The sequence below is a fragment of the Amycolatopsis thermophila genome (assembly GCF_030814215.1).
GTDB classification, from domain to species: Bacteria; Actinomycetota; Actinomycetes; order Mycobacteriales; family Pseudonocardiaceae; genus Amycolatopsis_E; species Amycolatopsis_E thermophila.
Map to the genome: position 1 here is coordinate 7252054 of NZ_JAUSUT010000001.1, position 21281 is coordinate 7273334.

Sequence of the window (21281 nt, forward strand, 5' to 3'; positions counted from 1 at the left end):
CCCGCGGCCCGGCAGGTCGCGGAACCGCAGGGGCCGGGTCGCAGCGCGGAATGCCCGCACCGAGGGGCCGCCCCGCCTGAACCGGGCCGCTTGGGCGGGCGTGGAACCGGCCCGGCCGGGTTGCTCGGGCCCACAGGTCACGCCCGCCGCCCGGGTAGCGGCACCGCAGGGGCCCCGGTCGCGGTGCCGAATGCCCGCACCGCGGGGCGAGGTCGCGGTGCCGAATGCTCGCGTTCCCTGGGCCGCCCGCCTGAACCGGGCGCCTTGGGCGGGCGTGGAACCGGCCCGGCCGGGTTGCTCGGAGCCGCAAGCCACCCCCGCCCGCCGAAGGGCCGTCCTGGCGACAGTCGGCGGCGCAGTACCTGCGGCCCAGCCTGAGCGGCCCAGCCCGGGCCGACACCGGCCCCCGGCCCAATCCCGGCGGCCCAGTCCCGGCGGCCCACTCCCCGTCTGAGCCGCCCCGGCCTGGCCGGCCCTGGCCTGGCCAGTCCCAGCCTGAGCCGTGGCCTGGACGGCCCCGGCCTGAGCCACCCGGCCCTGGCGCCCGTCAGCCGCGGCTGCTCGTGTGGAACCGTTGCTGGTAGGCGCGCGGCGAGACGCCCGCGTGCTGCACGAAGGCGCGCCGCAAGGATTCGACGCTGCCGAAGCCGCTCGCGAAGGCCGTTTCGGTCACCGGGCGGCCCGCGTCGAGCATCGCCTTGGCCGCGTCGAACCGGATGAGCTCCACGTACTTCGCCGGGGTGGTGCCCAGTTCCTCCTGGAACAGCCGCGTCAGGTGGCGGGTGCTCAGTCCGGCCAGCGCGGCCAGCTTCGGCAGCGAGTGGTCGGCCGCCGGGTCGGCGGCGACCGCGTCGCACACCGCCCGCAGTGGCGGGGCCTTCGGCGCGGGCCCGCGCAGCGACGGCGAGAACTGCGACTGCCCTCCCGGCCGCTGCAGGAACACCACCAGCGACCGCGCGACACTGCGGGCCAGTTCGGCCCCGTGGTCACGTTCCACCAGCGCGAGCGCCAGGTCGATGCCGGCCGTGACCCCGGCCGAGGTGAACACCGGGCCGTCCTCGACGAAGATCGCGTCCGGCTCGACCTGGATCGCCGGGTGCGCCCGGGCCAGGGTCGCGGCGTGCTGCCAGTGCGTCGTCGCCCGGCGGCCGTCGAGCAGGCCCGCCGCGGCGAGGACGAACGTGCCGGTGCAGATCGACGCGACCCGCTTGGCCCGGCCCGCGATCGTGCGCGCGGCCCGCGCCAGCTCCGGCGGCACGGGGTGCGCCGGGAACACGTCGCCGCCCATGATCAACGCCGTGTCCAGCGGCCCGGTGTCGGCGGCGTCGACGTCGACGGGCACGCGCATGCCGGTCGAGGACGACACGTCCCGCCCGCCGGCCGAGCACAGCAGCAGTTCGTAGTCCGCGCCGAAGCGGTTGGCCTCGGCGAACACCTCACTCGGCCCGGCGAGGTCGAGCAGCTTGACGTCGTCGAAGACCAGTAGCGCCATCCGCCGTTTGCCCACGCCCACCCCCGGTGTCCCGTCTGGGGAGAGTATGCCGCGCGAGGTGCGGCGACCCGCGTCACTCCCCCGCGAGGGCCAGCACCGTGCGCGCCTGCTCCAGCATCGCCACGTCGAGGAACGTGCCGTCGGTCAGGGTGATCGCCCCGATGCCCGCCGCGGTGGCGTCGCCGAGGCGGGACAGCACCTCGCGGGCCCGCGACACCTCCTGCTCGCTCGGCAGGAACGCGGCGCGGATCGTGTCCAGCTGCGACGGGTGGATCGCGGTGCGGCCGCGGAACCCGAGAGCCCGGCCCGCCCGGCAGGACGCCGTCAGGCCGTCGAGGTCACGCACGTTCGTGTACGCCGACATCACCGGGGGCACCAGCCGCGCGGCGCGGGCGGCGACCACGACCCGGCTGCGCGCCCAGGCCAGCCCGGCGTCGTCGGTCACGCCCAGGTCCGAGCGCAGGTCCGCCTCGCCGAGGCCGATCGACGCCACCTGCGGCGAGGCGGTCGCGATCTCCAGCGCCCGCTCGATCCCGAGCGCCGACTCGATCAGCGGGTGCAGCTCGCGGCCGGGCAGCGCGGCGGCCAGCGCGCGGATCTCCTCCGGCGACTCGACCTTCGGGATCCGGGCGCCCACCTGCGGTGGCAGGGCCGCCACGGCGGCGACGTCGTCGGCGTGCCAGGGCGTGCTCACGTGGTTGATCCGGACCTGCACCCGCCGCCCGGCGGCCGGCAGCAGCTCGCGGACGGCGTCGCGCGCCGAGTCCTTCCGCGCCGGGGCGACGGCGTCCTCCAGGTCGACGAGCACCACGTCGGCCACCGACTGCAGCGCCTTGACGACCCGGTCCGGGCGGTCGGCGGGCACGTAGAGCAACGTCAGCGCGGGCACGGCCGTCATACCGCCCCCTCCGCGCGCAGCCGCGCCACGTCGGCGGCCGAGAAGCCCAGCTCGTCCAGCACCGCGTCGGTGTCGGCGCCGTGCGCGCGACCGGTGTGCGCGATGACGCCGTCGTGGCCGGACAGCCGGAACACCGGGCCCTGCATCAGCGTCGGGCCCAGCTCGGGGTCCTCGATCTCGTGGATCGTGCCCAGCGCGCGGAACTGCGGGTCGGCGACGATGTCCGCGGCGTCGTAGATCGGCGCCACCGCCGCCTGCGCCGCCTCGAACTCGGCGACCACCTCGTCCCGGGTGCGCTGCGCGATCCACGCGCCGACGGCCTCGTCCAGCTCGTCGGCGTGCTGGGCCCGCTCGGCGCCGCTGGCGAACCACGGTTCGTCGATCAGGTCGGGGCGCCCGACGAGCCGCATCACGCGTTCGGCGATCGACTGCGCGGACGTCGACACCGCGACCCACTGCCCGTCGCCGGTGCGGTAGGTGTTGCGCGGCGCGTTGTTCACCGACCGGTTGCCGGTGCGCGGCTGCACCGAGCGCAGCTGGTCCCACCGCGTGATCTGCGGCCCGAGCATCGCCAGGATCGGCTCGACGATCGCGGTGTCCACCACCTGCCCGCGCCCGGTCCGCTCCCGCGCCGACAGCGCGACCATGATCGCGTAGGCGGTGGCCAGCGACGCGATGCCGTCGGCGAGCCCGAACGGCGGCAGCGTCGGCGGCCCGTCCGGTTCGCCGGTCGCGGCCGCGAACCCGCTCATCGCCTCGGCGAGCGTGCCGAACCCGGGCCGCCGCCGGTACGGCCCGGTCTGGCCGAACCCGGTGACCCGCGCCAGCACGAGCCGCGGGTTGCGCTCGGACAGCTCGTCGTAGCCCAGGCCCCAGCGCTCGAGCGTGTCCGGGCGGAAGTTCTCGATCACCACGTCCGCCCGCGCGGCCAGCGCCAGGAACACCTCGCGGCCGCCGGGTGTGCCGAGGTCGGCGGTGACCGTGCGCTTGTTGCGGCCGAGCGTCTTCCACCACAGGTTGACGCCGTCCTTGGCCACGCCGTGGTGGCGGGCCGGGTCCGGGCGGCGGGGGTGCTCGACCTTGATCACCTCGGCGCCCATGTCGCCGAGGTGCATCGCGGCCATCGGTCCGGCGAACAGGGTCGCCGCGTCGACGACCCGCAACCCGGCCAGTGCCCCGGCGGACGGATCACGGGACACGGTCACGACCTCACCTCCGGCAGGTCCCAGGCGCAGCGGAACCCGACGGTCGCGCTGCGCGCCAGGCCGAGGCCCGGCAGGAGCAGTTTCACGCTGTAGTCCGGGTCGCGGCGCCCGCCTTCGACGTACCAGTCCGAGCCCTCGGCGCGGTAGTCGCTGCCGCCCTTGAGCATCACGAACCGGGTGCGCCCGTCGGAGTGCTCGCTCTCGGTCCAGTTCCACACGGCCGGTTCGCCGCGGCGCAGCAGCCCGGTCTCGCCGGCCAGCTGCCATTCGTCCTCTGTGGGCAGTCGCCCGCCGCGCCACGCGCAGTACGCGCGGGCGTCGTCGAGGTCGACGTAGGTGACCGGCGCGTCGGCGTCCGTGTTCCACGCCAGGAAGCGGTGCGGCTGCGCGGGACGGTAGCCGGTGCGTTCCAGGAACTCGGTGAACTGGGCGTTGGTCACCTCGGTCGCGGCGACCGCGACGGCGTTGGCCAGCTCGCCCGCGCGCTGGAGGGTGCGCGCGTCGTGCAGCCGCGGTGGCAGGGGTTTCCACTCGTCGACGTACGGCGCGCCCTGGTACATCCCGGTTTCCCGCGCGCGGTACCGCACGGTGAGCACGTACGGCCCGGCGGGCACGACCACCGCGTCCGGGTCGGGCTCGCCGGTGGTGCGGTCGGGGCGGCGGCGAACGGCGAGGCGGTGCGGGAACCGGGCGTCGGGGTCGTGCGGCATGTCCCGCAATGCTTCCCGGAGCCCGGGCAGCCAAGCGGGTTCCGGTGCACCGTCGGCGATCCGCAGGAACGCGGCGATCCCGCGCGCCGGCACGCCCGGTCCGAGAAGCGGTTCGGCGCCGGGCACGACCGGCCCGCGGTAGTCCGCGTCGCCCCGGTTGACGACCGTCCACAGTGTCAGGTCGCCGAGTTCCCAGCGGGATCCGTACACGCCCGCTTCTTCGGCGCCCGGAGCCAGTTCGGCCAGCGGCGTCCAGTCCCCGTGCAGCAGCAACTCCCCGGCCGCGCGCTGGACGGTCACCATGCGCCGGACGGTCGCCGCGTCCCGGCGGGACCAGCCCACCCACACGCCGAACACGACCTCCCACACCATGACGCCGACGCCGTTGACCCACGCCGACTGCAGTTCCTCGGTGTGGTCGCGGTGCCAGCGGCGCACGTGGTGCTGCATGTGCCGCCGCTCGTACCAGTGCGCGCGCAGCACCCCGGGCACGGCCGAGTCGGCGAAGAACTGCGCCCACGACGACGCGTGGTCGGAGATCCGCTCCACCGGCAGCTTCGACTCACCCTCCAGCACGATGCCCGGTTTCGCGCGCTCCAGCGCCTCGACGAACTCCGGTTCGGCCTTCTTCAGCGTGTCGAGGAAGACCCCGTCCGCGCCGAGGTCGGCGACCAGCGACGCCAGTTCGGTGAGGTCGTCGCCGCCGCGACGGGTGCCGACGTCCCAGGGGTTGTAGTCGACGAACACGTGCAGGCCCGCGTCGTGCAGTTCGGCCACCAGTCCGGTCAGGCCGGGCACGTCGCGGTAGAAGTCCCACTGGTTGCGGTCGTCGAGGCCGATGACGGGGTAGGCGTGCCACAGCACGACCGCGTCCAGCCCGCCGAACCGCTCGCGCGCGTCGGCCAGGAACCGCCCGGGGGTGAACCGGCCCCGCTCGAAGTCGTACAGCAGCTCGTCCCACAGCCACACCTGGGCGACCGTGCGGCAGCTCGCGGCCCAGGCCGCGCCCGGCCGTTCGTAGGCGGCACCGGTGTAGCCGTGGCGCGCGCGGGCGTCCGCACGCCACTCGCGCAGGCGCGCGCGCCACGCCGGGCGGTCGGCCGGATCGCGCGGGGCGGCGAAGATCTTCGCCTCGTCGAGCGCGACGAGCTGCTCCCCGGTGACGGGCCCGCGCGGGACGTCGGTGGGCCGGTCGATCGGGCGGGGCACGAGCGGGTCGAACGTGTAGGTCATGACGCCTCCTCGACCTCCGCCGCGGCGGGAACGGCGTCCTGCGCGCCGGGGCGGGTGACCGCGAGCGCGGCCGCGACACCGGCTCGCCGGGCCGCCTCGGGGAGGGCCTGACCGCGGGCGAGCGCGGCGGCGAGAACACCGCAGAAGGTGTCGCCGGCGCCGGTGGTGTCGACGGCCTCGACCCGGATGCCCGGCACGCGCACGGGTTCACGGCCGCGTTCGGCGACCAGGCTGCCCTCCGCGCCGAGCGTGATGACCACGGCGGGCACCCGCTCCAGCAGCACTGCCGCGAGTTCCCCCGGCCCGCCCCGGGTCTGCGCGAGGTCGGCCGCCTCGTACTCGTTGACGATGAGCAGGTCGAGCGCGTTCCAGACGTCCGCGGGCAGGTCGCGGGAGGGTGCGGCGTTGAGGGCCATCACCGCGCCGGGGCGCCGGGCCGCGGCGGCCGCGCGCACCACGTCCAGCGGGATCTCCAGCTGGGCCAGCACGACGTCGGCGTGGGCGATGCGCTGCACGTGCCCGGGGGTCAGCTCGAGCCGGGCGTTGGCGCCCGGCGCGACGACGATCGCGTTCTCACCGTCCGGGGAGACGGTGATGAGCGCGGTGCCGGTCGGAGCGTCCACACGGGACACCTGATCGGTGCGGACGCCGGCCCGTTCCAGCGAAGCCAGCAGCAGTCCGGCGGATTCGTCGGTGCCGAGCGCGCCGGCGAACGTGGTGTCCGCTCCCCCGGCCCGGGCGGCGGCGACGGCCTGGTTCGCGCCCTTGCCGCCGGGTGTGCGGCGCAGGTCGCCGCCGAGGATCGTCTCCCCGCCCTTGGGGTGCCTCGGCACCTCGACGACGAGGTCGACGTTGGCCGAGCCGACCACGACGACGCTTCCCTGGGTCATGCGTCACCTCGTTCCACGGTCAGGGCGGCGGTGCGGGCCGCGAGGTCGGTGATGCGCTGCTCCCCGCCGGGCAGGGAGGTCGCGATGCGGTTGTCGAGCGGTTTCGCCCACTGCGCCGGGACGCCGTGCAGGGCGCCGACGACGCCGCCGACGGTGGCCGCGGCGGAGTCGGTGTCCCACCCGGCGGTGACGGCGATGGAGATGCTGCGGCCGAAGTCCCCGCCGCCCCGGGCGAGCGCGTAGGCGATGACGGCGGCGTTGTTGAGCACGTGCACCCAGTGCAGGTCACCGTACCCGGCGTGCAGGCGGTCCAGGCCGGAGTCCACGGTGTCCACGTCGGCGAGCGACCGTCCGAACCGGACCGCTCCGGCCAGCCGGCTGCCCGGCGGGACCACGGTTTCCGCCACGTCGAGGACCTCCTCGACGGTGTCGCACACCATCGACGCGGACGCCAGCGCGGCGGCCCACATCGCGCCGTAGACGCCGTTGCGGGTGTGACTGAGGCGGGCGTCGGTCCACGCCAGACGGGCGGCCTCGCGGACGTCACCGGGCGAGACCCAGCCGAACACGTCGGTGCGGATGAGGGCGCCGATCCACTCGCGGAACGGGTTGTGGTGCGTGGCGGTCTCCGGCACCGGGCGCGCGTCGAGGATGTTGCGGTAGGCGGCCCGCTCGGCGGTGAAGACCCGGCCGGCGGGCAGGTTGTCCAGCCACAGCTGGGCGACGTCGTCGGTGGTGAACGCCCGGCCGTGCCGCTCGAGCAGGGTGAGGGCGAGCATCGGGTAGTTGAGGTCGTCGTCCTCCGGCATGCCGTCGATGTTCTCCTCGAGGGAGGTCGGGGCGGAGCGCCGGTTCCACGGCCACCGCGCCGCGACGTCGTCGGGCAGGCCGACCGCGGTGAACCAGCGGTCGAGCGGCCAGCGCCCGGTGGCCCGCAGGATTTCCGCGATGCCCTCGCGAGGGATCTTCTCGACCGGTTTGCCGAGCAGGCATCCGGCGGCACGGCCGGTCCACGCGTCCAGCACGCGCCCGCCGCGGGAGGGCAACCGCGGCGCGGGCGGGAGCAGCGCCACGATCGCGGCCCAGTCGTCCGGCTCCGCCGGGGCGGGCGGGACGGGCAGCGCGGCGAGTTCGCCGAGCAGCTCGCGGGCCAGCGCCCGCAGCTCCGGCGGCGCCGGGTTCGGCCCGGCCCCGCTGACCGCGGGCACCGGGTCGCCACCGGCCGCGACCCAGCGGTCCCGGACCGCGGTGACGTCGCGCCCCTCGGCAGCGGACTGCACCAGCTCGTGCGCGAGCAGATCCTCGGGCTGTGCCCAGGTCAGCCTCACGACCGCTCCCCCGTCCGCCTCGGCCGCGGCACCGTCCCGGTGGGACGGACGGTGGCCGCCGGCTCACCCGGCGGCCACGCCACCGGCCCGGCCGCGCGGCCGTCGCTGGTGATGATCACCGGGTTCGTCCACACCAGCCGCACGGTCACGCCGTCCTCCTCGCGCGCCCCCAGCTGATGTCGTCCATCACGTTCATGCCTGCTCCAGCGCGTCGAGGGTGCGCAGCCGGGCCAGGGCGCGTTCCCGGTCCGCCTTCAGGATGTCCGCCGCCGCGGCGGCCATGAGCCGCCCGGTCTCGCGCAGGTCCATGCGGCTGGCCTCGCCGACCGCGTCGACCCATTCCGCCGGCACGGCCGCCGTGCCGCCGAGCCCGGCGCACAGGGCGCCGGCCATGACGGCGATCGAGTCGGCGTCCCGGCCGTAGTTGACCGCGCCGAGCACCGCGCCGCGGTAGTCGCCGCGGTGGCCGAGGACGAACCCGAGCGCCGCCGGCAGCTCCTCGATCGACTTCGTCCGCGACGGGCGCCGCGCGTCCATCGACATCTGCCGGTACTCCGGCCCCACCGAGTCGAACGGCGCGACCGTCTCCCGGATCAGCCGGGCCAGCGCACGCTCCTCGTCGTCGTTCCGGGGCGCGGTGGTCCAGCCGTCGAACGCTTCGACGACCGCCCGCAGCGCGGCGGCGGTGCCGTCGTGGGCGACGTCGAGAGCCGCGGCGACGATGCCGGCGACGGTGGCGCCGGGGGTGACCGCCGCCGCGACCATGGCCGCGAACACCCCCGCCGCCTCCCGGCCGTAGCTGGACTGGTGCGCGCCGGTCAGGTCGATCGCCTCGGCATAGGCCTCGCGCGGGCTGCCGGCGTTGGCGATCCCGACCGGCGCGACGTACATCGCCGCGCCGCAGTTGACCACGTTGCCCACACCGGCCTCACGCGGGTCGACGTGTCCGTAGTGGAGCCGCGCGACGATCCACTTCTCCGCCAGGAAGACCCGCTGCAGCAGCAGCGCGGTCGACTCCAGCTCGGGAACCCACCGGGGCTCCCCGATCATCAGCGGCACGAGGTCCTCGGCCATCGCGTACGCGTCGAGGTGTGCGCGGCGCTTCGCGTACACCTCGACGAGCGCACGGGTCATCAGGGTGTCGTCGGTGACGTGCCCGTCGCCCTTGTGGTACGGCGCGATCGGCCGCGCGTCCCGCCAGTTCGGGAACCACGGCCCGACGATGCCGGTCACCCGGCCGCCGTGCCGTTCCTCGATCTGCTCCGGGGTCCACCCTTCGGTGGCGCCGCCCAGCGCGTCCCCCACGGCCGCTCCGGTGATCACCGCCACCGCTCGGTCTTCCAGCCAGGTCACCGGCTCACGTTTCCCTTCTGAGATGGTCTCGGGCGCGGGCGCCCGCTACCGGTTGATCGAGTTCCAGCCGTCGGACAGTTCCTTGGCCAGGCCGGCCGCGTCGAGCTGCCCGGCCAGGAACTTCTGGTAGGCCGGGGTCGCGACGGTGTCCTTCCACTGCGCGTACTTGTCGACGAACAGGTACGGCGCCGAGGTGAGGTACTGACCCGAGGACAGGATCTCCTTCCAGCCGTTCTGCGCGCCGAGCTTGGTGTTGAGCGCCTCGCGGGCCGAGTTGGTCGGCGGGATCAGCGCGTCGGCCTCGTTGATCGCGGCCAGGTTCTCGGTGTTGGTGAAGAAGTCGATGAACTGGGCGGCCTGCTCGACGTGCGCGGAGTCCTTGTTCACCGACAGCGTCTGCGGGTTGGCGGCCTGCGCGGGACCGGCGGGACCGGCCAGCGGGGGCAGCACGACCCAGTCGAACCCGGCGGGCGCGTCCTTGGCGATGTTGGCGGCCTGGAACGAACCCTGGATCGTCATCGCGGTCTGGCCGGCGTAGAACGGCGCGAGCGCCTTCGACCCGGACTGGGTCAGCGTGACCGGCAGGATCGAGTTGTCCTGGTGCGCCATGGCGTCGACCAGCTGCGGCAGGGCCATCTCGCCCTGGCCGATGGAGATCTTGGCGTCGGTGCCGGTGCCCTCGAAGTACTTGCCGCCGAACCCCGGTGCGAGCGCCACCATCGCGGCGGTCGGGCTGGACAGGCCCCAGCTCAGGCCGTAGGCACCGTCGCGGGTGGTCGCCTTGGCGATCTCGCGCAGCTGGTCCCAGGTCATCGTCGGACCGGCCGGGACGGTCACGCCGGCCTTCTGCAGCAGCGACTTGTTCGCGAAGACCACATAGGACTGCAGTTCGGTCGGGTAGGCGATCACCTGGTTGCCCACCGTGACGGAGTCCAGGACGCCCTTGGGGATGTCGGACTTCTTCTGCTCCGACAGGTACGGCGTCAGGTCGGCCAGGTAGCCGTCCTTGGCGAACGGCACCACGCCGGCCGCCTCGTAGTGGATGATGTCCGGCGCGCTGCCGGCGTTGAACTGGGTGATCAGCTTGTCGTAGACGCCGTCCCAGCCCGCCTGCACGACCTCGACCTTGATGTCGGGGTGGGCCTTGTTCCAGTCGTCGACGATCTTGTTCGTCGCCGCGATCGCCGCGGGCTGGTCGGACAGGGACTGGAACTTCAGCGTCACCGGCCCGCTGCTGTCACCGCTGCCGGAGCACGCGGCGAGCACCAGGCTCGTGACCGCCGCGAGCGCGGCCACCACCACACGTCGAGACTTCATTGACCGACCTTTCGTTTTTCCGGGGTTCATCCCTTCACCGCCCCCGCCATCAGCCCGCTGGTGAGCTTCCGGCGCAGGATGGTGAAGAAGACGATGCTGGGGATCGCGGCGAGCACGGCGCCCGCGGCGAGCGGGCCGAGGGACACCTTGCCCTCACCGCCGATGAACATGTTCAGCGTGATGGGCAGCGTGTAGTTCTCCGGTGACTGCAACAGCACCAGCGCGAAGAAGAACTCGTTCCACGACGAGACGAAGGCGAACATCGCCGTGGCCACGATGCCGGGCATCAGGAGCGGGAAGACGATCGCGCGCAGCACGGTCCACCGGCCCGCGCCGTCCATCGCGCCGGCCTCTTCCAGGTCGACCGGGATCGCGGTGACGTAACCCTGCAGCATCCACAGCGCGAACGGCAGCGTGTACGTCGTGTGGACCAGTGTCAGCCCGAAGAGGTTGTCCGCCAGCCCGATGGTCCGCAGGATCAGGAACAGCGGCAGGATCACCAGGACCACCGGGAACACCTGGGAGGTCAGGATCCAGCCGACGCCCGCCGCGCGGACCTTGCCCTTGAGCCGGGCGAGCACGTAGGACGCGGGCAGGGCGATGACGATCACCAGCGCGGTGGACACCAGCGCCACGACCAGGCTGTTGCCCGCCGAGTGGATCAGACCCTGCCGGTCCAGCGCCTCGGAGTAGTTGTCCCAGTGCCACTGCTGCGGCAGCAGGCTGACGGTCAGCGAGTTGAGCTCCCCGGAGGACTTCACCGACGCCGAGATCAGCCACAGCAGCGGGAATCCGAGGAACAGGATGTAGGCGGCCAGCGCGAGGTACTGGGCGGGACGCAGGAGCGCGCGCATCGTGCTCACCGCCCCCGCTCGGCGCGGTCGTCGCGGAACTGCGACCGCAGGTAGATCGCCAGCAGGGCGACGACGATGATCACCAGCACCAGGCCCATCGCGGCCGCGTAGCCGATGTTGCGGTTCTTGAACGCTTCCAGGTAGATGAAGAGCACCGGCACCATGGTCTTTCCGCCCGGTCCGCCCGCGGTGAGGACGTAGACCAGCGAGAACGAGTTGAAGTTCCAGATGAAGTTCAGCGACGTGATCGAGGCGACGATCGGCCGCAGGCTGGGCCAGGTGACCGCGGTGAACCGCCGCCACGCGCCGGCGCCGTCGACCGCGGCGGCCTCGTTCAGGTCGGCCGGGATCTGCTGCAGCCCGGCCAGCAGGGTCACCGTGGTCTGCGGCATGCCGACCCACACGCCGACGACGATCACCGCGGGCAGCGCCGTGGAGAAGTCGCCGAGCCAGTTGATGTCGTCGGGCAGGCCGACCCGGCCCAGGAACGCGTTGAGCGGGCCGCCGTTGGCCGAGTAGATCATCTGCCACATGATGGCCACGACGACCGGCGGCATGGCCCACGGGATCAGCGCGAGCACGCGGGTCAGGCCCTGCAGGCGCAGACCCGAGTTGAGCAGCAGCGCCAGGCCCATCGACGCGGCCAGCTGCAGGACCGTGACCCCGACCGTCCAGATGAGACCGATGCGCAGGCTGTCCCAGAAGAACGAGTTGCCCGCCAGCTTCACGAAGTTCTCGACGCCGGTGAAGTCGTAGTCGGGGTTGCGGACCAGCCGGGCGTCGGTGAACGCCAGCGCCAGGCCCATCACCAGCGGCGCGACGCTGAGCACGAGGATCGGGACGAGCGACGGCATCACCAGCGCGATGGCCTCGCGGCGGCGCGAACGCGCCTGCGCGCCCTTGCCGGGTTTGCGGGGTGCCGGGGTCTGCGCGGAGGCCCGGACGTCCTCGGCGACCGTCATCGCTTGCCTCCCTCGACGAGCCCGCCGGCGGCGGGGACCGTGGAGCCGCGCACGATCAGCTCGGGCCCGACGGTGACCTGCTGGGCTTCGTGCTCGCCGTCCTCGGCGAGGCGGAGCATCAGCTGCGCGGCGGCCCGCCCGCGTTCGGTCGTGCCGAGCGACACGCTGGTCAGGGTCGGGTGGAACACGCGCCCGAGCTCGGTGTCGTCCATGCCGGTGACCGCGACGTCCTCGGGGACCGACAGCCCGAGTTCGCGCGCGGCGTGGATGGCGCCGATCGCGAGCAGGTCGTTGGCGGCGACGACCGCGTCGAGCCGTTCCGGGGCGCTCGCGAAGAGGCGGCGGGCGGCGATCAGCCCGGCGGCGACGGTGAAGTCCTGCGCGATCTCGGTGACGTGCCCGGTGCCCGCGGCGGTGTCGAAGCCGCGCTGGCGGGCCTGGCCGGGTGTGGTGTCGAGGGGGCCGTTGAGGAAACCGAGCCGCCGCCGGTTCAGCTGCTGGAGGTGCCGGACCGCCTGGCCGATCCCGCCCGCGGAGTCGGTGGACACCGAGCTGATGCCGTGGGCGTCCAGTGCGCGGCCGATGACCACCACCGGCACGGCGGCCTGGGTGATCTCCTCGATCAGGCGGTCGTCGGTGCGCAGCGGGCTGATGACCATGCCGTCGACGAAGCCGCTGTTGAGGCTGCGCACCAGCTCGGCGGTCGAGGTGGAGGTGTCGCCGGTGGTCATGACGACGACGCGGTACCCGTGCGGGGCGAGGACCTCGTGCAGGGCCCGCATCATCTCGACGTATACCGGGTTGCCGATGTCGGCGACCGCGAAGGCGATCTGGAAGGTCTTCTTCATGCGCAGCGAGCGGCCGATGGCGTCCGGGCTGTAGCCCAGCTCCTCGGCGGCGGCCCGCACGCGCTCGATCATCGCCGGGCTCGCGCCGGTGCCGTGCAGGGCGCGCGAGGTCGAGGCCAGGGACACCCCGGCGCGTTCGGCCACCTGCAGCAGCGTGGCCCGTGTAGACGTCATCGTCGCTCCGTCGTTCCTCGATCCATTGGAATCGTTTCCAGCTCCCGCCGGAACCCGGTTGGAAACGATTCCAAGGGGGTGAGAGCGATACTCTCACCCGATCAGAGCAGTGTCAACAACGGGGTGTGTGCGGCCAGGCGGTGCGCAGGTCGGCGCGGCTGTCCGGCACCTGGTGAGCTGTCCGGCACCAGTTGAGGGGGTCGGTCCGGCACCGCTGAGGGCGCGGCGCCGGTGCGGGTAGCGGATGCCGCACGATGGGCGCGCCGCTGTCCGAAGGCCGCCGTCGCTGCCGCCGCAGGCTCCCGCCCCGCACGGGCGGTAGCCGTCCGCGCGATCACCGCCCGCCCCGATAACGCCACCGCCCTCACGCATCCCGCGACCGGCGCGGGAGCCCGGCACGGGCGACGCCCCAACCCGAACACGCCACGACACCCCGCGACAAGACCTCCTCGCGACCGCGCGAAGTCTTGTCGCGCAGGTCGCCGCCCATCCGCACCCGCGGCGGGTGCCTCCACGCGACCGAGCACCCTTACCCGCAGGCCGCCGCCCGTCCGCACCCCCGACAGGTGCCCTCCGCAGTCGCGGCCGGTGCCTCCACGTGATCAGCACCCGGCCCAGAAGCCCCGCCGCCCGACGGGCGGCCGCGCACCCCTACCGGAAGACGCAGGCGTGATCGCGGGCCCACTGTCCGAACGTGCGCGGCGGCCGGCCGGTCACCTCGGCGACGTCGGGGTGCACCGTGGCCTCGTCGAGGGTTCCGTCGGCGTAGAACCGGGCGAACGCGTCGACGTACGCGGGCGGCATCGACTGTGCCATCTCGGCGCGGGTCTCCTCGTCCGAGAGCTCCACGGCGCGCAGGTCGCGCCCCAGCACCCGCGCCAGCACCGCGACCTGCTCGGCCGGCAGCAGCGGCTCAGGCCCGGTCAGTTCGTAGGTGCGGCCCTCGTGCCCGCCACCGAGCGCCCGCACCGCCACCGCCGCGATGTCGCGCGGATCGACGCACGCCGTGCGCACCCGCGGGTACTGCACCCGCACCGAGTCACCGGCCCGCAGCTGCGGCAGCCACCGCAGCGCGTTGGACATGAACGCCCGCGGCCGCAGCAACGTCCAGTCCAGCCCGGACTCGCGCACGGCCCGCTCGGACAACGTCATGTACCGCGAGACCGCGTTGTCCAGGTCCTCCAGCGCGGCCGACCCGCCGGACAGCAGCACCACCCGCTGCACCCCGGCCTTCCGCGCCCGCGCCAGCAGCCCGGGCATGTCCGCATAGCCCGAGAGCAGGAACACCGCGCTCACCCCGTCGAAGGCGGTCGCCAGGCTCCCGGGGTCGTTCAGATCACCGACCACCGCCTGGGCACCGGGAACCGCCACGTCCGCCCGGCGCACCAGCGCGCGCACCGGCCGCCCGGACAGCGCCCGCACCACTTCCCCACCCGCGGTGCCCGTGGCACCCGTGACGAGAAACATCACAACCCCCAGTCCGGTCGCAGATCCGGGACAATACACGGGGTGAAGAAGATCGGGTTCCTGTCGTTCGGCCACCACCAGCCCGGCACACCCACCCCGACGGCGGCCGACGCGCTCACGCAGATGGTCGAACTGGCGGTGGCGGCCGAGGAGCTGGGCGTGGACGGCGCCTTCCTCCGCGTGCACCACTTCGCGCCCCAGTTCGCGACCCCGTTCCCGCTGCTCGCGGCGATGGCGGCGCGCACGTCCCGCATCGAGCTGGGCACCGGCGTCATCGACATGCGCTACGAGAACCCGCTCTACATGGCCGAACAGGCCGCGGCCACCGACCTGCTCAGCGGCGAGCGCCTGCAGCTGGGCATCAGCCGCGGCTCCCCCGAGCCCGCCCTGCACGGCGCCGCCGCTTTCGGCTACGCGCCGGCCGAGGGCGAGACGGACGCGGACATGGCGCGCAGGCACACCAAGATCTTCCGCGCCGCCCTCACCGGTGCCGGTGTCGTGCGGGCCGATCCGGCGATGACCGGCCGACCCGGGATGCTCGCCGTGCAGCCCCAGTCCCCGACGCTGCAGCAGCGCATCTGGTGGGGCAGCGGCACGCGCGCCACCGCGAAGTGGACCGGCGAGCAGGGCATGAACCTGATGAGCTCGACCCTGCTGACGGAGGACACCGGCGTGCCCTTCGACGAGTTGCAGGCCGAGCAGATCGCGATCTTCCGCGAGGCGTGGGCCGGCAGCGGCCACCTCCGCGCCCCGCGGGTGTCGGTGAGCCGCAGCGTCATCCCGATCACCACCGACACCGACCGCCGCTACTTCGGTCGCGAGCGCGACAGCGAGGACCAGGTCGGCCGGCTCGACGGCGGGCTGGCCCGCTTCGGCAAGTCCTACGCCGGCGAACCGGACGTGATCGCCAAGCAGCTCGCCGAGGACGCGGCCGTGCAGGCGGCCGACACCGTCCTCGTCACGGTGCCGAACCAGCTCGGCGTCGACTACAACGTCCACCTCCTGGAGTCGATCCTCCGTGACGTCGCACCCGCCGCCGGCTGGCGGTGAACGGTTCACCGCTCGCGCGGACGAGCCCCGGCAGCGGGTGCTGTCTGTGCTGACCTTCAACATCCGCCACGCCCGGGGCACCGACGGCGTGCTCGACCTCGCCCGCGTCGCGGGGGTGATCCGGGACAGCGGTGCGGACGTGGTGGGCCTGCAGGAGGTGGACCGGCACTACTCGGCCCGCAGCGACTGGGCGGACCAGGCCGGCGAGCTGGCCCGTCTGCTCGGCTACCACGCGGTGTTCGGCGCCAACCTCGACCGCGGCCCGCCCGCCGCGGGCAGCCCGCGCATCCAGTACGGCACCGCGATCCTGTCCCGCTACCCGGTCACCGCGTGGGACAACACGCACCTGTTCCGCTCGCCCGGCCACGAACAGCGCGGCCTGCTGCACGCCCGGATCGACGTCCACGGCGTGCCGGTGCACGTCTACGACACGCACCTGGCCGCCGGTTCCCAGACCGACCGGCTCGAGCAGACCCGTCAGATCACGTCACTGATCGGCGCCACCGGACCGGCCGTCCTCGTCGGTGACCTCAACGCGCTCCCGGACGCACCCGAGATCGCGACGCTGGACAACGCCTTCACCGACGCCTGGCCGGTGTCCGGCGAGGGCGACGGCTCCACCTACCCGGCCGGGTCGCCGGACCGCCGCATCGACTACGTCTACGCGTCGCGCTCGGTGTCACCGCTGGTGACGCGCGTGCTGCCGGCGGACGCCTCCGACCACCTGCCGCTGCTGAGCCGCCTGCTGGTCCGCCACTGACCCGTGGACCACGCTGAGGATTCGCGCATGCGGTCGTCGAACGAGACGGGCTCGCCGTCGGGGCTGGTGGTCAGGTCGCTGCACCAGAGGGCAGCCCGGGGACGGCCGCGGCGCCGGCGTGGCGCGCCTCCAGCCGGCGCAGCCGATCACCGACGTGGGCGTCCACGGTTTGCCAGTCTGAGTGCCGGGAAGCGGCAAGAGCCCTGCCAGGCCGCCGCCGCGAAGCGGGCCTCCAAGCAGCAGAACCACCCGGACCAACGCCCGCCGCCGCGCAACGGCAGGGTCGGGCCACCGAAACCCCACCCGGCGCACGCCACGACAGCGCACGGCCCGCCGGCCCCAGCGGGACCGTCAACCCGGCACGGCGCCACAGTGGACGGTCAGCCGCGCCGCAGCAGGTCGTCCAGCCGGCCGGTGTGGTGGGCCTCGACGAGCCCGGCCGCGACCGCCCGCAGCTTGACGTTCCCCTCCTGCGACAGTCGTTTCAGCGTGGCCAGCGCCTCCTCCGCGGTCTGGCCGTTGCGGCGCATCAGCAGGCCCTGCGCCTGCGCGATCACCGTCCGCGTCCGCAGCGCCGTCTGCACGTGCCCCAGCATCCGCAGGTTGTCGTGGTACAGCGTGGCGTTGTCGAACGCCACCCCGGCGTGCAGGGTGAACAGCAGCGCCAGGTCGTGGGAGTGGTCGCCGAACCGGCCCGGCTCCGTGGACAGCACGCTGAGCGCGGCAGCCGGGTCAGCGCCGGGCAGCGGCAACGTCAGGCAGCTGCCGAACCCGTGCCGGCGCAGGTGCGCGGTGTAGGCGGGCCAGCGGTCGCCGCTCGCGGTGTCGTCCAGCCGTCGCGGTTCGCGGTACCGCAGCGCCTCGGTCACCGGGTCCGGGCCGGACCCGTCGGTCGGCGGCTCCGGCAGCGGCTTCCCCGCGGCGGCGAGCACTTCGGTGCCGTCCTCCGTCGCCACCGTGATCGCGGCGCGGTCGCACCCCGGCAGCAGCGCGACGGCCCGCTCGACGTAACGGGTCAGCGTCGCGGGCACGTCGTCGTCGTCCACGAGCCGGCCGATCTCGGCGAGCTCCTGGACGATCGTGATCACCTCGGGGCCGGACAGGACCGTCTCGCTCATGCGCACACCTCGTTCCTTCGCGAGGCGTCACCGCGGAGCGCCTTCGTCCCGCCAGGGTAACCGGGCGATGAGGTAGGGTCGGCGGCGTCACGGTTATACAAGCAGCTGTGGCTCGCCCCTGTTCCGAAGGCGGCGCGGTGTGCCCGCGTCCCGCCCGTCCCGCGAGCCGAGAAGCTTGCCCCGGGAGAGTCCGTGACCAACCTGAAAGTGGAGTGGGCCTACCGCCCCGACGCGCTCGTCGTGACCGTGACGGGTGAACTCGACGCCGGCACCGTGGTCCACCTGCGCGACGGCCTCGTCGCGGCGCGCGCGGGCGCGCCGGTACCCCCCTCGGCGGTGGTCCTCGACCTGTCGCGCCTCGAGTTCCTCGACTCCGGCGGCCTCGCGCTGCTGCTCGAGGTGCACCAGGAGTGCGCGGCGGCCGGGCAGGCGCTGACCGTGGTCGGCGCCACCCGCCCGGTGTTGCGCCCGCTGGAGCTGACCGGTCTCGACCAGGTGTTCACGGTCGTCCCGGCCGTGCCCTGACGGGTCAGTCCGCCGGGTTGCCGTCCAGGACCACCTCGTGCCCGGAGTGCTCGGCCACGAACCGCGCGGAAACGGTGTGCAGCTTGGTGTTCTCCCGCTGCGACTGCCCGACCAGGAGCTGGAACGCCTCGTCCGCGGTGATCCGGCGGGCGGCCATCAGGATGCCCTTGGCCTGTTCGATCACGCCGCGGGTGCGCATGGCCGTGCGCAGCTGCCGCACCTGTTCCTGGGTGCGCAGCGCGCGCCGGGACAGGTGCAGCACCGTGTCGGCGACCGTCGCGTACAGCTCGAGGTACTTCTGGTCGACGTCGCGGAACGCGTGCTCGCCGAACCCGAACAGGTTGATCGCGCCGGCGGCGCCGTCCCGCACCTGGAGCGGTGACGCGAGGTAGCTCGCCACGCCGTAGTGCTCGGCGATCCGGGTGAAGCGGGGCCACAGCCGTTGCGCGGTGCCGATCTCGACGCGGACCACGTCGCCGGTGCGCGCCGCGCGCAGGCACGGCCCGTCGTCCTCGTCGTACTGGACCCCGTCGATCTTCGCGGCGCGCTCGTCCGTCGCGGCGGCGGTCCGGGCGCCGGTGTCGTCCAGCACCGTGATGGAGGCCATGTCCGCGCCGGGCACCACCCGGACGACCTGTTCGCAGACCACCCGCAGGAGGACGCCGAAGTCGTCGGTGTCCCCGACCGTGCCGGCCAGTTCCTCCAGCGCGCGGGTCACCTCGTCCAGGTGCTCGAGCTGGCCTGCGGCGCCGTCGCTCATCGTGGTCGCGTCCCTTCCTTCCGGGCACCGAAAGCGGGGCGAGCGACCAGCGATGGCAGCACCGGGCCCGCACCCGGTCGCTGCCTGCTCAACAACCCGGCCGAGTTTACCCGGCGCCGGCCGGCCGGCCGCGGGACGACCTCCGGCTAGACCGTCGCCATCGCGTTGGCGGTCAGTTCGACCGATCGGATGCGGTCGGCGACGTCCTGGGCGTGGTGCGCCAGGATCAGCTCGTCGGCGCGGGCCTCGGCGGCGAAGTCCTCCAGGTAGGCGCGCACCTCGTCCGGGGTGCCGACGGCGGTGTAGCGCGTCATGCCGGCGAGCCCTCGGCCGTTGGGCGAGGCGAGGAACGCGTCGATCTCGGCGTCGGTGAAGTTGGCGCCCTGGCGGCCCTGCGCCAGCATCGACCGGGTGCGCGCCCGGTAGGCGACGGTCCGCTGGGCGACCGCCTCGTCGTGGTCCTCCGCCGCGAACACGTTGGCCCCGGCGATCACGTACGGCTCGGCCAGCTGCTCCGACGGCTGGAACCGCTCGCGGTACAGCGCGACCGCCTGGTGCAGCGCGTCGGGCGCGAAGTGCGACGCGAACGCGTAGGGCAGGCCGAGCTGCGCGGCCAGCTGCGCCCCGAACAGCGACGAGCCCAGGATGTAGAGCGGCACCACGCCCTCGGCCCGCGGCACCGACCGCACGCCGTGCACGGCCTTGCCGCCCAGGTAGGCCTGCAGTTCGAGCACGTCCTGCGGGAACGAGTCGGCCGACATCGGGTCGCGCCGCAACGCCACCATCGTCTGCTGGTCGCTGCCCGGTGCGCGGCCGAGCCCGAGGTCGATGCGGCCCGGGAACAGCGTCTCCAGCGTCCCGAACTGCTCGGCGATCACCAGCGGCGAGTGGTTGGGCAGCATGATGCCGCCGGCGCCCAGCCGGATCGTCGAGGTGTGCTCGGCGACGTGCCCGATCAGCACGCTCGTCGCGCTCGAGGCGATGGACGCCATGTTGTGGTGCTCGGCGTACCAGACGCGGCGGTATCCGCTGCGCTCGGCCGCCCGCGCCAGCTCCACGCTGGCCTGGAAGCTCTCGCGCGCGCTCCGGCCCGGCGCGATCGGCGCGAGGTCCAGGATGGACAGGACTGGGGACAACGGGATCACCTTTTCTGCGTCACGAGCCGCGCGCCGTCCTTCGACATTTCGCTAATTCCCGAAATTACTCCGGCCGGGAGACGGCCCGCACCATGACGCCGCTCACGGGCGCGCGGCCCGTGAGCGGCCGGTGCCTCAGGCCAGGGCGCGCAGGCGGGGCAGGACGTCCTCGGCGAACTGGGTCAGGAAGCGTTCCTGGTCGTGGCCGGGGCCGTGGAAGACCAGGTGGTTCAGGCCCGCGTCGAGGTAGGGCTTGATCTGCGCGACCGCCTCGTCCGGGTCGGAGGCCACGATCCAGCGCTTGGCGACCTGCTCGATCGGCAGCTCGTCGGCCAGCCGCTCCATCTCCTCCGCCGAGGACACCGAGTGCTTCTGCTCCGGGGTCAGCGACAGCGGCGCCCAGAACCGGGTGTTCTCCAGCGCCCTGGCGTGGTCGCGGTCGTAGGACATCTTGATCTCGATCATCTTGTCGATCGCCTCGACGTCCCGCTCCGCCGCGGCCGCACCCTCCGCCACCGCGGGCATCAGCTTGTCGGTGTAGAGCTCCATGCCCTTGCCCGAGGTGCAGATGAACCCGTCCCCGGCGCGGCCGGCGTACTTGGCCACCACCGGACCGCCCGCGGCGACGTAGACCGGCACCGGCTGCTCCGGCCGGTCGTAGATCTTGGCGTCGACCAGCGTGTAGTACTCACCGTCGAACTTCACGTTGTCGCTGGTCCACAGCTCGCGCATCAACCGGATCGCCTCACGCAGCCGGGCGAACCGCTCCTTGAACTCCGGCCACTCCCGGCCCGACACCGCGATCTCGTTCAGCGCCTCACCGGTGCCCACACCCAGGATCACCCGGCCACCCGAGAGCAGCGACATCGTCGCGAACGCCTGCGCGATCACCGCCGGGTTGTACCGGAATGTCGGGGTGAGCACGCTCGTGCCGATCTGCACCCGCTTCGTCCGCTCCGCCACCGCCGACATCCAGGACAACGCGAACGGCGCGTGCCCACCCTCGTGCCGCCAGGGCAGGAAGTGGTCGGACACCATCACCGAGTCCAGGCCCAGCTCCTCGGCCCGCACGGCGTACTCGACCAGATCCCGCGGCCCGAACTGCTCCGCCGAGGCCTTGTAGCCGACTTTCAGACCCACGATCGTCCTCCCTCACTGGTTGCTCTCCCCCAACCTACTGCGCCGGGCGAGCGGGTGAGGG

At 73.5% G+C, this 21281-nt stretch carries 20 protein-coding genes; 3 read left to right on the plus strand and 17 right to left on the minus strand.

The genetic code is table 11. The annotated features are described in order from the left end of the window. Window positions 1-547: 547 nt before the first annotated feature. The 13 genes from FB470_RS35415 to FB470_RS35475 all read right to left on the minus strand — a co-directional run bounded on the left by FB470_RS35415 (window position 548) and on the right by FB470_RS35475 (window position 14731). Window positions 548-1492: a GlxA family transcriptional regulator gene (locus FB470_RS35415; RefSeq protein WP_306998880.1), complete on the minus strand. Its 945-nt coding sequence runs from the start codon at window positions 1490-1492 to the stop codon at window positions 548-550. Window positions 1493-1565: 73 nt separating this feature from the next. Continuing rightward, window positions 1566-2390, minus strand: a complete 825-nt coding sequence (locus FB470_RS35420) for an HpcH/HpaI aldolase/citrate lyase family protein (protein WP_306998882.1) — start codon at window positions 2388-2390, stop codon at window positions 1566-1568. Beyond that, window positions 2387-3595, minus strand: a complete 1209-nt coding sequence (locus FB470_RS35425; RefSeq protein ID WP_306998884.1) for a CaiB/BaiF CoA transferase family protein — start codon at window positions 3593-3595, stop codon at window positions 2387-2389. Before FB470_RS35425 ends, FB470_RS35420 begins: the two co-directional genes overlap by 4 nt. Continuing rightward, on the minus strand, window positions 3592-5538 hold the full coding sequence (locus FB470_RS35430; RefSeq protein WP_306998886.1) for an SUMF1/EgtB/PvdO family nonheme iron enzyme: 1947 nt from the start codon (window positions 5536-5538) through the stop codon (window positions 3592-3594). Before FB470_RS35430 ends, FB470_RS35425 begins: the two co-directional genes overlap by 4 nt. Further along, the gene (locus tag FB470_RS35435; RefSeq protein ID WP_306998888.1) at window positions 5535-6428 is read right to left on the minus strand and encodes a ribokinase; all 894 of its coding nucleotides are present in this window, start codon (window positions 6426-6428) and stop codon (window positions 5535-5537) included. Before FB470_RS35435 ends, FB470_RS35430 begins: the two co-directional genes overlap by 4 nt. After that, window positions 6425-7756, minus strand: a complete 1332-nt coding sequence (locus FB470_RS35440; RefSeq protein ID WP_306998890.1) for an ADP-ribosylglycohydrolase family protein — start codon at window positions 7754-7756, stop codon at window positions 6425-6427. The genes FB470_RS35435 and FB470_RS35440 overlap by 4 nt, the downstream gene beginning before the upstream one ends. Beyond that, window positions 7753-7905 (minus strand): hypothetical protein, encoded by a 153-nt coding sequence (locus FB470_RS35445; RefSeq protein ID WP_306998892.1) that lies wholly within the window; start codon window positions 7903-7905, stop codon window positions 7753-7755. The genes FB470_RS35440 and FB470_RS35445 overlap by 4 nt, the downstream gene beginning before the upstream one ends. A 43-nt stretch (window positions 7906-7948) precedes the next feature. Beyond that, window positions 7949-9109, minus strand: coding sequence for an ADP-ribosylglycohydrolase family protein (locus tag FB470_RS35450; RefSeq protein WP_306998894.1), 1161 nt, complete (start codon window positions 9107-9109; stop codon window positions 7949-7951). 45 nt (window positions 9110-9154) lie between these two features. Beyond that, window positions 9155-10426, minus strand: a complete 1272-nt coding sequence (locus FB470_RS35455) for an ABC transporter substrate-binding protein (RefSeq protein WP_306998896.1) — start codon at window positions 10424-10426, stop codon at window positions 9155-9157. Between the two features lie 26 nt (window positions 10427-10452). Next, window positions 10453-11280 carry a carbohydrate ABC transporter permease gene (locus FB470_RS35460; protein WP_306998898.1) on the minus strand — a complete coding sequence of 276 codons (828 nt, stop codon included), beginning with the start codon at window positions 11278-11280 and terminating at the stop codon, window positions 10453-10455. 5 nt (window positions 11281-11285) lie between these two features. Next, on the minus strand, window positions 11286-12242 hold the full coding sequence (locus FB470_RS35465) for a carbohydrate ABC transporter permease (protein ID WP_306998900.1): 957 nt from the start codon (window positions 12240-12242) through the stop codon (window positions 11286-11288). Next, window positions 12239-13264 (minus strand): LacI family DNA-binding transcriptional regulator, encoded by a 1026-nt coding sequence (locus FB470_RS35470; RefSeq protein WP_306998902.1) that lies wholly within the window; start codon window positions 13262-13264, stop codon window positions 12239-12241. Before FB470_RS35470 ends, FB470_RS35465 begins: the two co-directional genes overlap by 4 nt. Before the next feature lie 651 nt (window positions 13265-13915). Continuing rightward, window positions 13916-14731, minus strand: coding sequence for an NAD(P)H-binding protein (locus FB470_RS35475; RefSeq protein WP_306998904.1), 816 nt, complete (start codon window positions 14729-14731; stop codon window positions 13916-13918). A gap of 42 nt (window positions 14732-14773) precedes the next feature. Between FB470_RS35475 and FB470_RS35480 the strand changes: the two genes are divergently transcribed. Next, window positions 14774-15781 carry an LLM class flavin-dependent oxidoreductase gene (locus FB470_RS35480; RefSeq protein ID WP_306998906.1) on the plus strand — a complete coding sequence of 336 codons (1008 nt, stop codon included), beginning with the start codon at window positions 14774-14776 and terminating at the stop codon, window positions 15779-15781. A 37-nt stretch (window positions 15782-15818) separates the two neighbouring features. Continuing rightward, entirely contained in the window at window positions 15819-16541 is a 723-nt protein-coding gene (locus tag FB470_RS35485) for an endonuclease/exonuclease/phosphatase family protein (protein WP_306998908.1), read from the plus strand. A gap of 380 nt (window positions 16542-16921) precedes the next feature. Here FB470_RS35485 and FB470_RS35490 read toward each other — a convergent pair whose 3' ends face one another. Beyond that, window positions 16922-17659 (minus strand): GAF and ANTAR domain-containing protein, encoded by a 738-nt coding sequence (locus FB470_RS35490; RefSeq protein WP_306998909.1) that lies wholly within the window; start codon window positions 17657-17659, stop codon window positions 16922-16924. Between the two features lie 192 nt (window positions 17660-17851). On the opposite strand from FB470_RS35490, the gene FB470_RS35495 reads away from it, so the two are divergent. Then, window positions 17852-18184 carry an STAS domain-containing protein gene (locus FB470_RS35495; protein WP_306998911.1) on the plus strand — a complete coding sequence of 111 codons (333 nt, stop codon included), beginning with the start codon at window positions 17852-17854 and terminating at the stop codon, window positions 18182-18184. A 4-nt stretch (window positions 18185-18188) separates the two neighbouring features. Here the strand turns inward: FB470_RS35495 and FB470_RS35500 are convergent, their stop codons facing one another. The 3 genes from FB470_RS35500 to fgd form a co-directional block, all read right to left on the minus strand. After that, a complete protein-coding gene (locus FB470_RS35500; RefSeq protein ID WP_306998913.1) occupies window positions 18189-18944 on the minus strand; it encodes a GAF and ANTAR domain-containing protein in 756 nt (251 codons plus the stop codon). 146 nt (window positions 18945-19090) lie between these two features. Then, window positions 19091-20080 (minus strand): LLM class flavin-dependent oxidoreductase, encoded by a 990-nt coding sequence (locus FB470_RS35505; protein WP_306998915.1) that lies wholly within the window; start codon window positions 20078-20080, stop codon window positions 19091-19093. A 135-nt stretch (window positions 20081-20215) separates the two neighbouring features. After that, a complete protein-coding gene (fgd, locus tag FB470_RS35510; RefSeq protein ID WP_306998918.1) occupies window positions 20216-21220 on the minus strand; it encodes a glucose-6-phosphate dehydrogenase (coenzyme-F420) in 1005 nt (334 codons plus the stop codon). Window positions 21221-21281: the final 61 nt, after the last annotated feature.

Bases quoted from the DNA above. Each gene is read 5' to 3' on its own strand.
- FB470_RS35415 (WP_306998880.1), bottom strand. From the start codon at position 1,492: ATGGCGCTACTGGTCTTCGACGACGTCAAGCTGCTCGACCTCGCCGGG.
- FB470_RS35455 (WP_306998896.1), bottom strand. From the start codon at position 10,426: ATGAAGTCTCGACGTGTGGTGGTGGCCGCGCTCGCGGCGGTCACGAGC.
- FB470_RS35470 (WP_306998902.1), bottom strand. From the start codon at position 13,264: ATGACGTCTACACGGGCCACGCTGCTGCAGGTGGCCGAACGCGCCGGG.
- FB470_RS35490 (WP_306998909.1), bottom strand. From the start codon at position 17,659: ATGAGCGAGACGGTCCTGTCCGGCCCCGAGGTGATCACGATCGTCCAG.
- FB470_RS35500 (WP_306998913.1), bottom strand. From the start codon at position 18,944: ATGAGCGACGGCGCCGCAGGCCAGCTCGAGCACCTGGACGAGGTGACC.
- FB470_RS35430 (WP_306998886.1), bottom strand. From the start codon at position 5,538: ATGACCTACACGTTCGACCCGCTCGTGCCCCGCCCGATCGACCGGCCC.
- FB470_RS35435 (WP_306998888.1), bottom strand. From the start codon at position 6,428: ATGACCCAGGGAAGCGTCGTCGTGGTCGGCTCGGCCAACGTCGACCTC.
- FB470_RS35475 (WP_306998904.1), bottom strand. From the start codon at position 14,731: ATGTTTCTCGTCACGGGTGCCACGGGCACCGCGGGTGGGGAAGTGGTG.
- FB470_RS35465 (WP_306998900.1), bottom strand. From the start codon at position 12,242: ATGACGGTCGCCGAGGACGTCCGGGCCTCCGCGCAGACCCCGGCACCC.
- FB470_RS35460 (WP_306998898.1), bottom strand. From the start codon at position 11,280: ATGCGCGCGCTCCTGCGTCCCGCCCAGTACCTCGCGCTGGCCGCCTAC.
- FB470_RS35420 (WP_306998882.1), bottom strand. From the start codon at position 2,390: ATGACGGCCGTGCCCGCGCTGACGTTGCTCTACGTGCCCGCCGACCGC.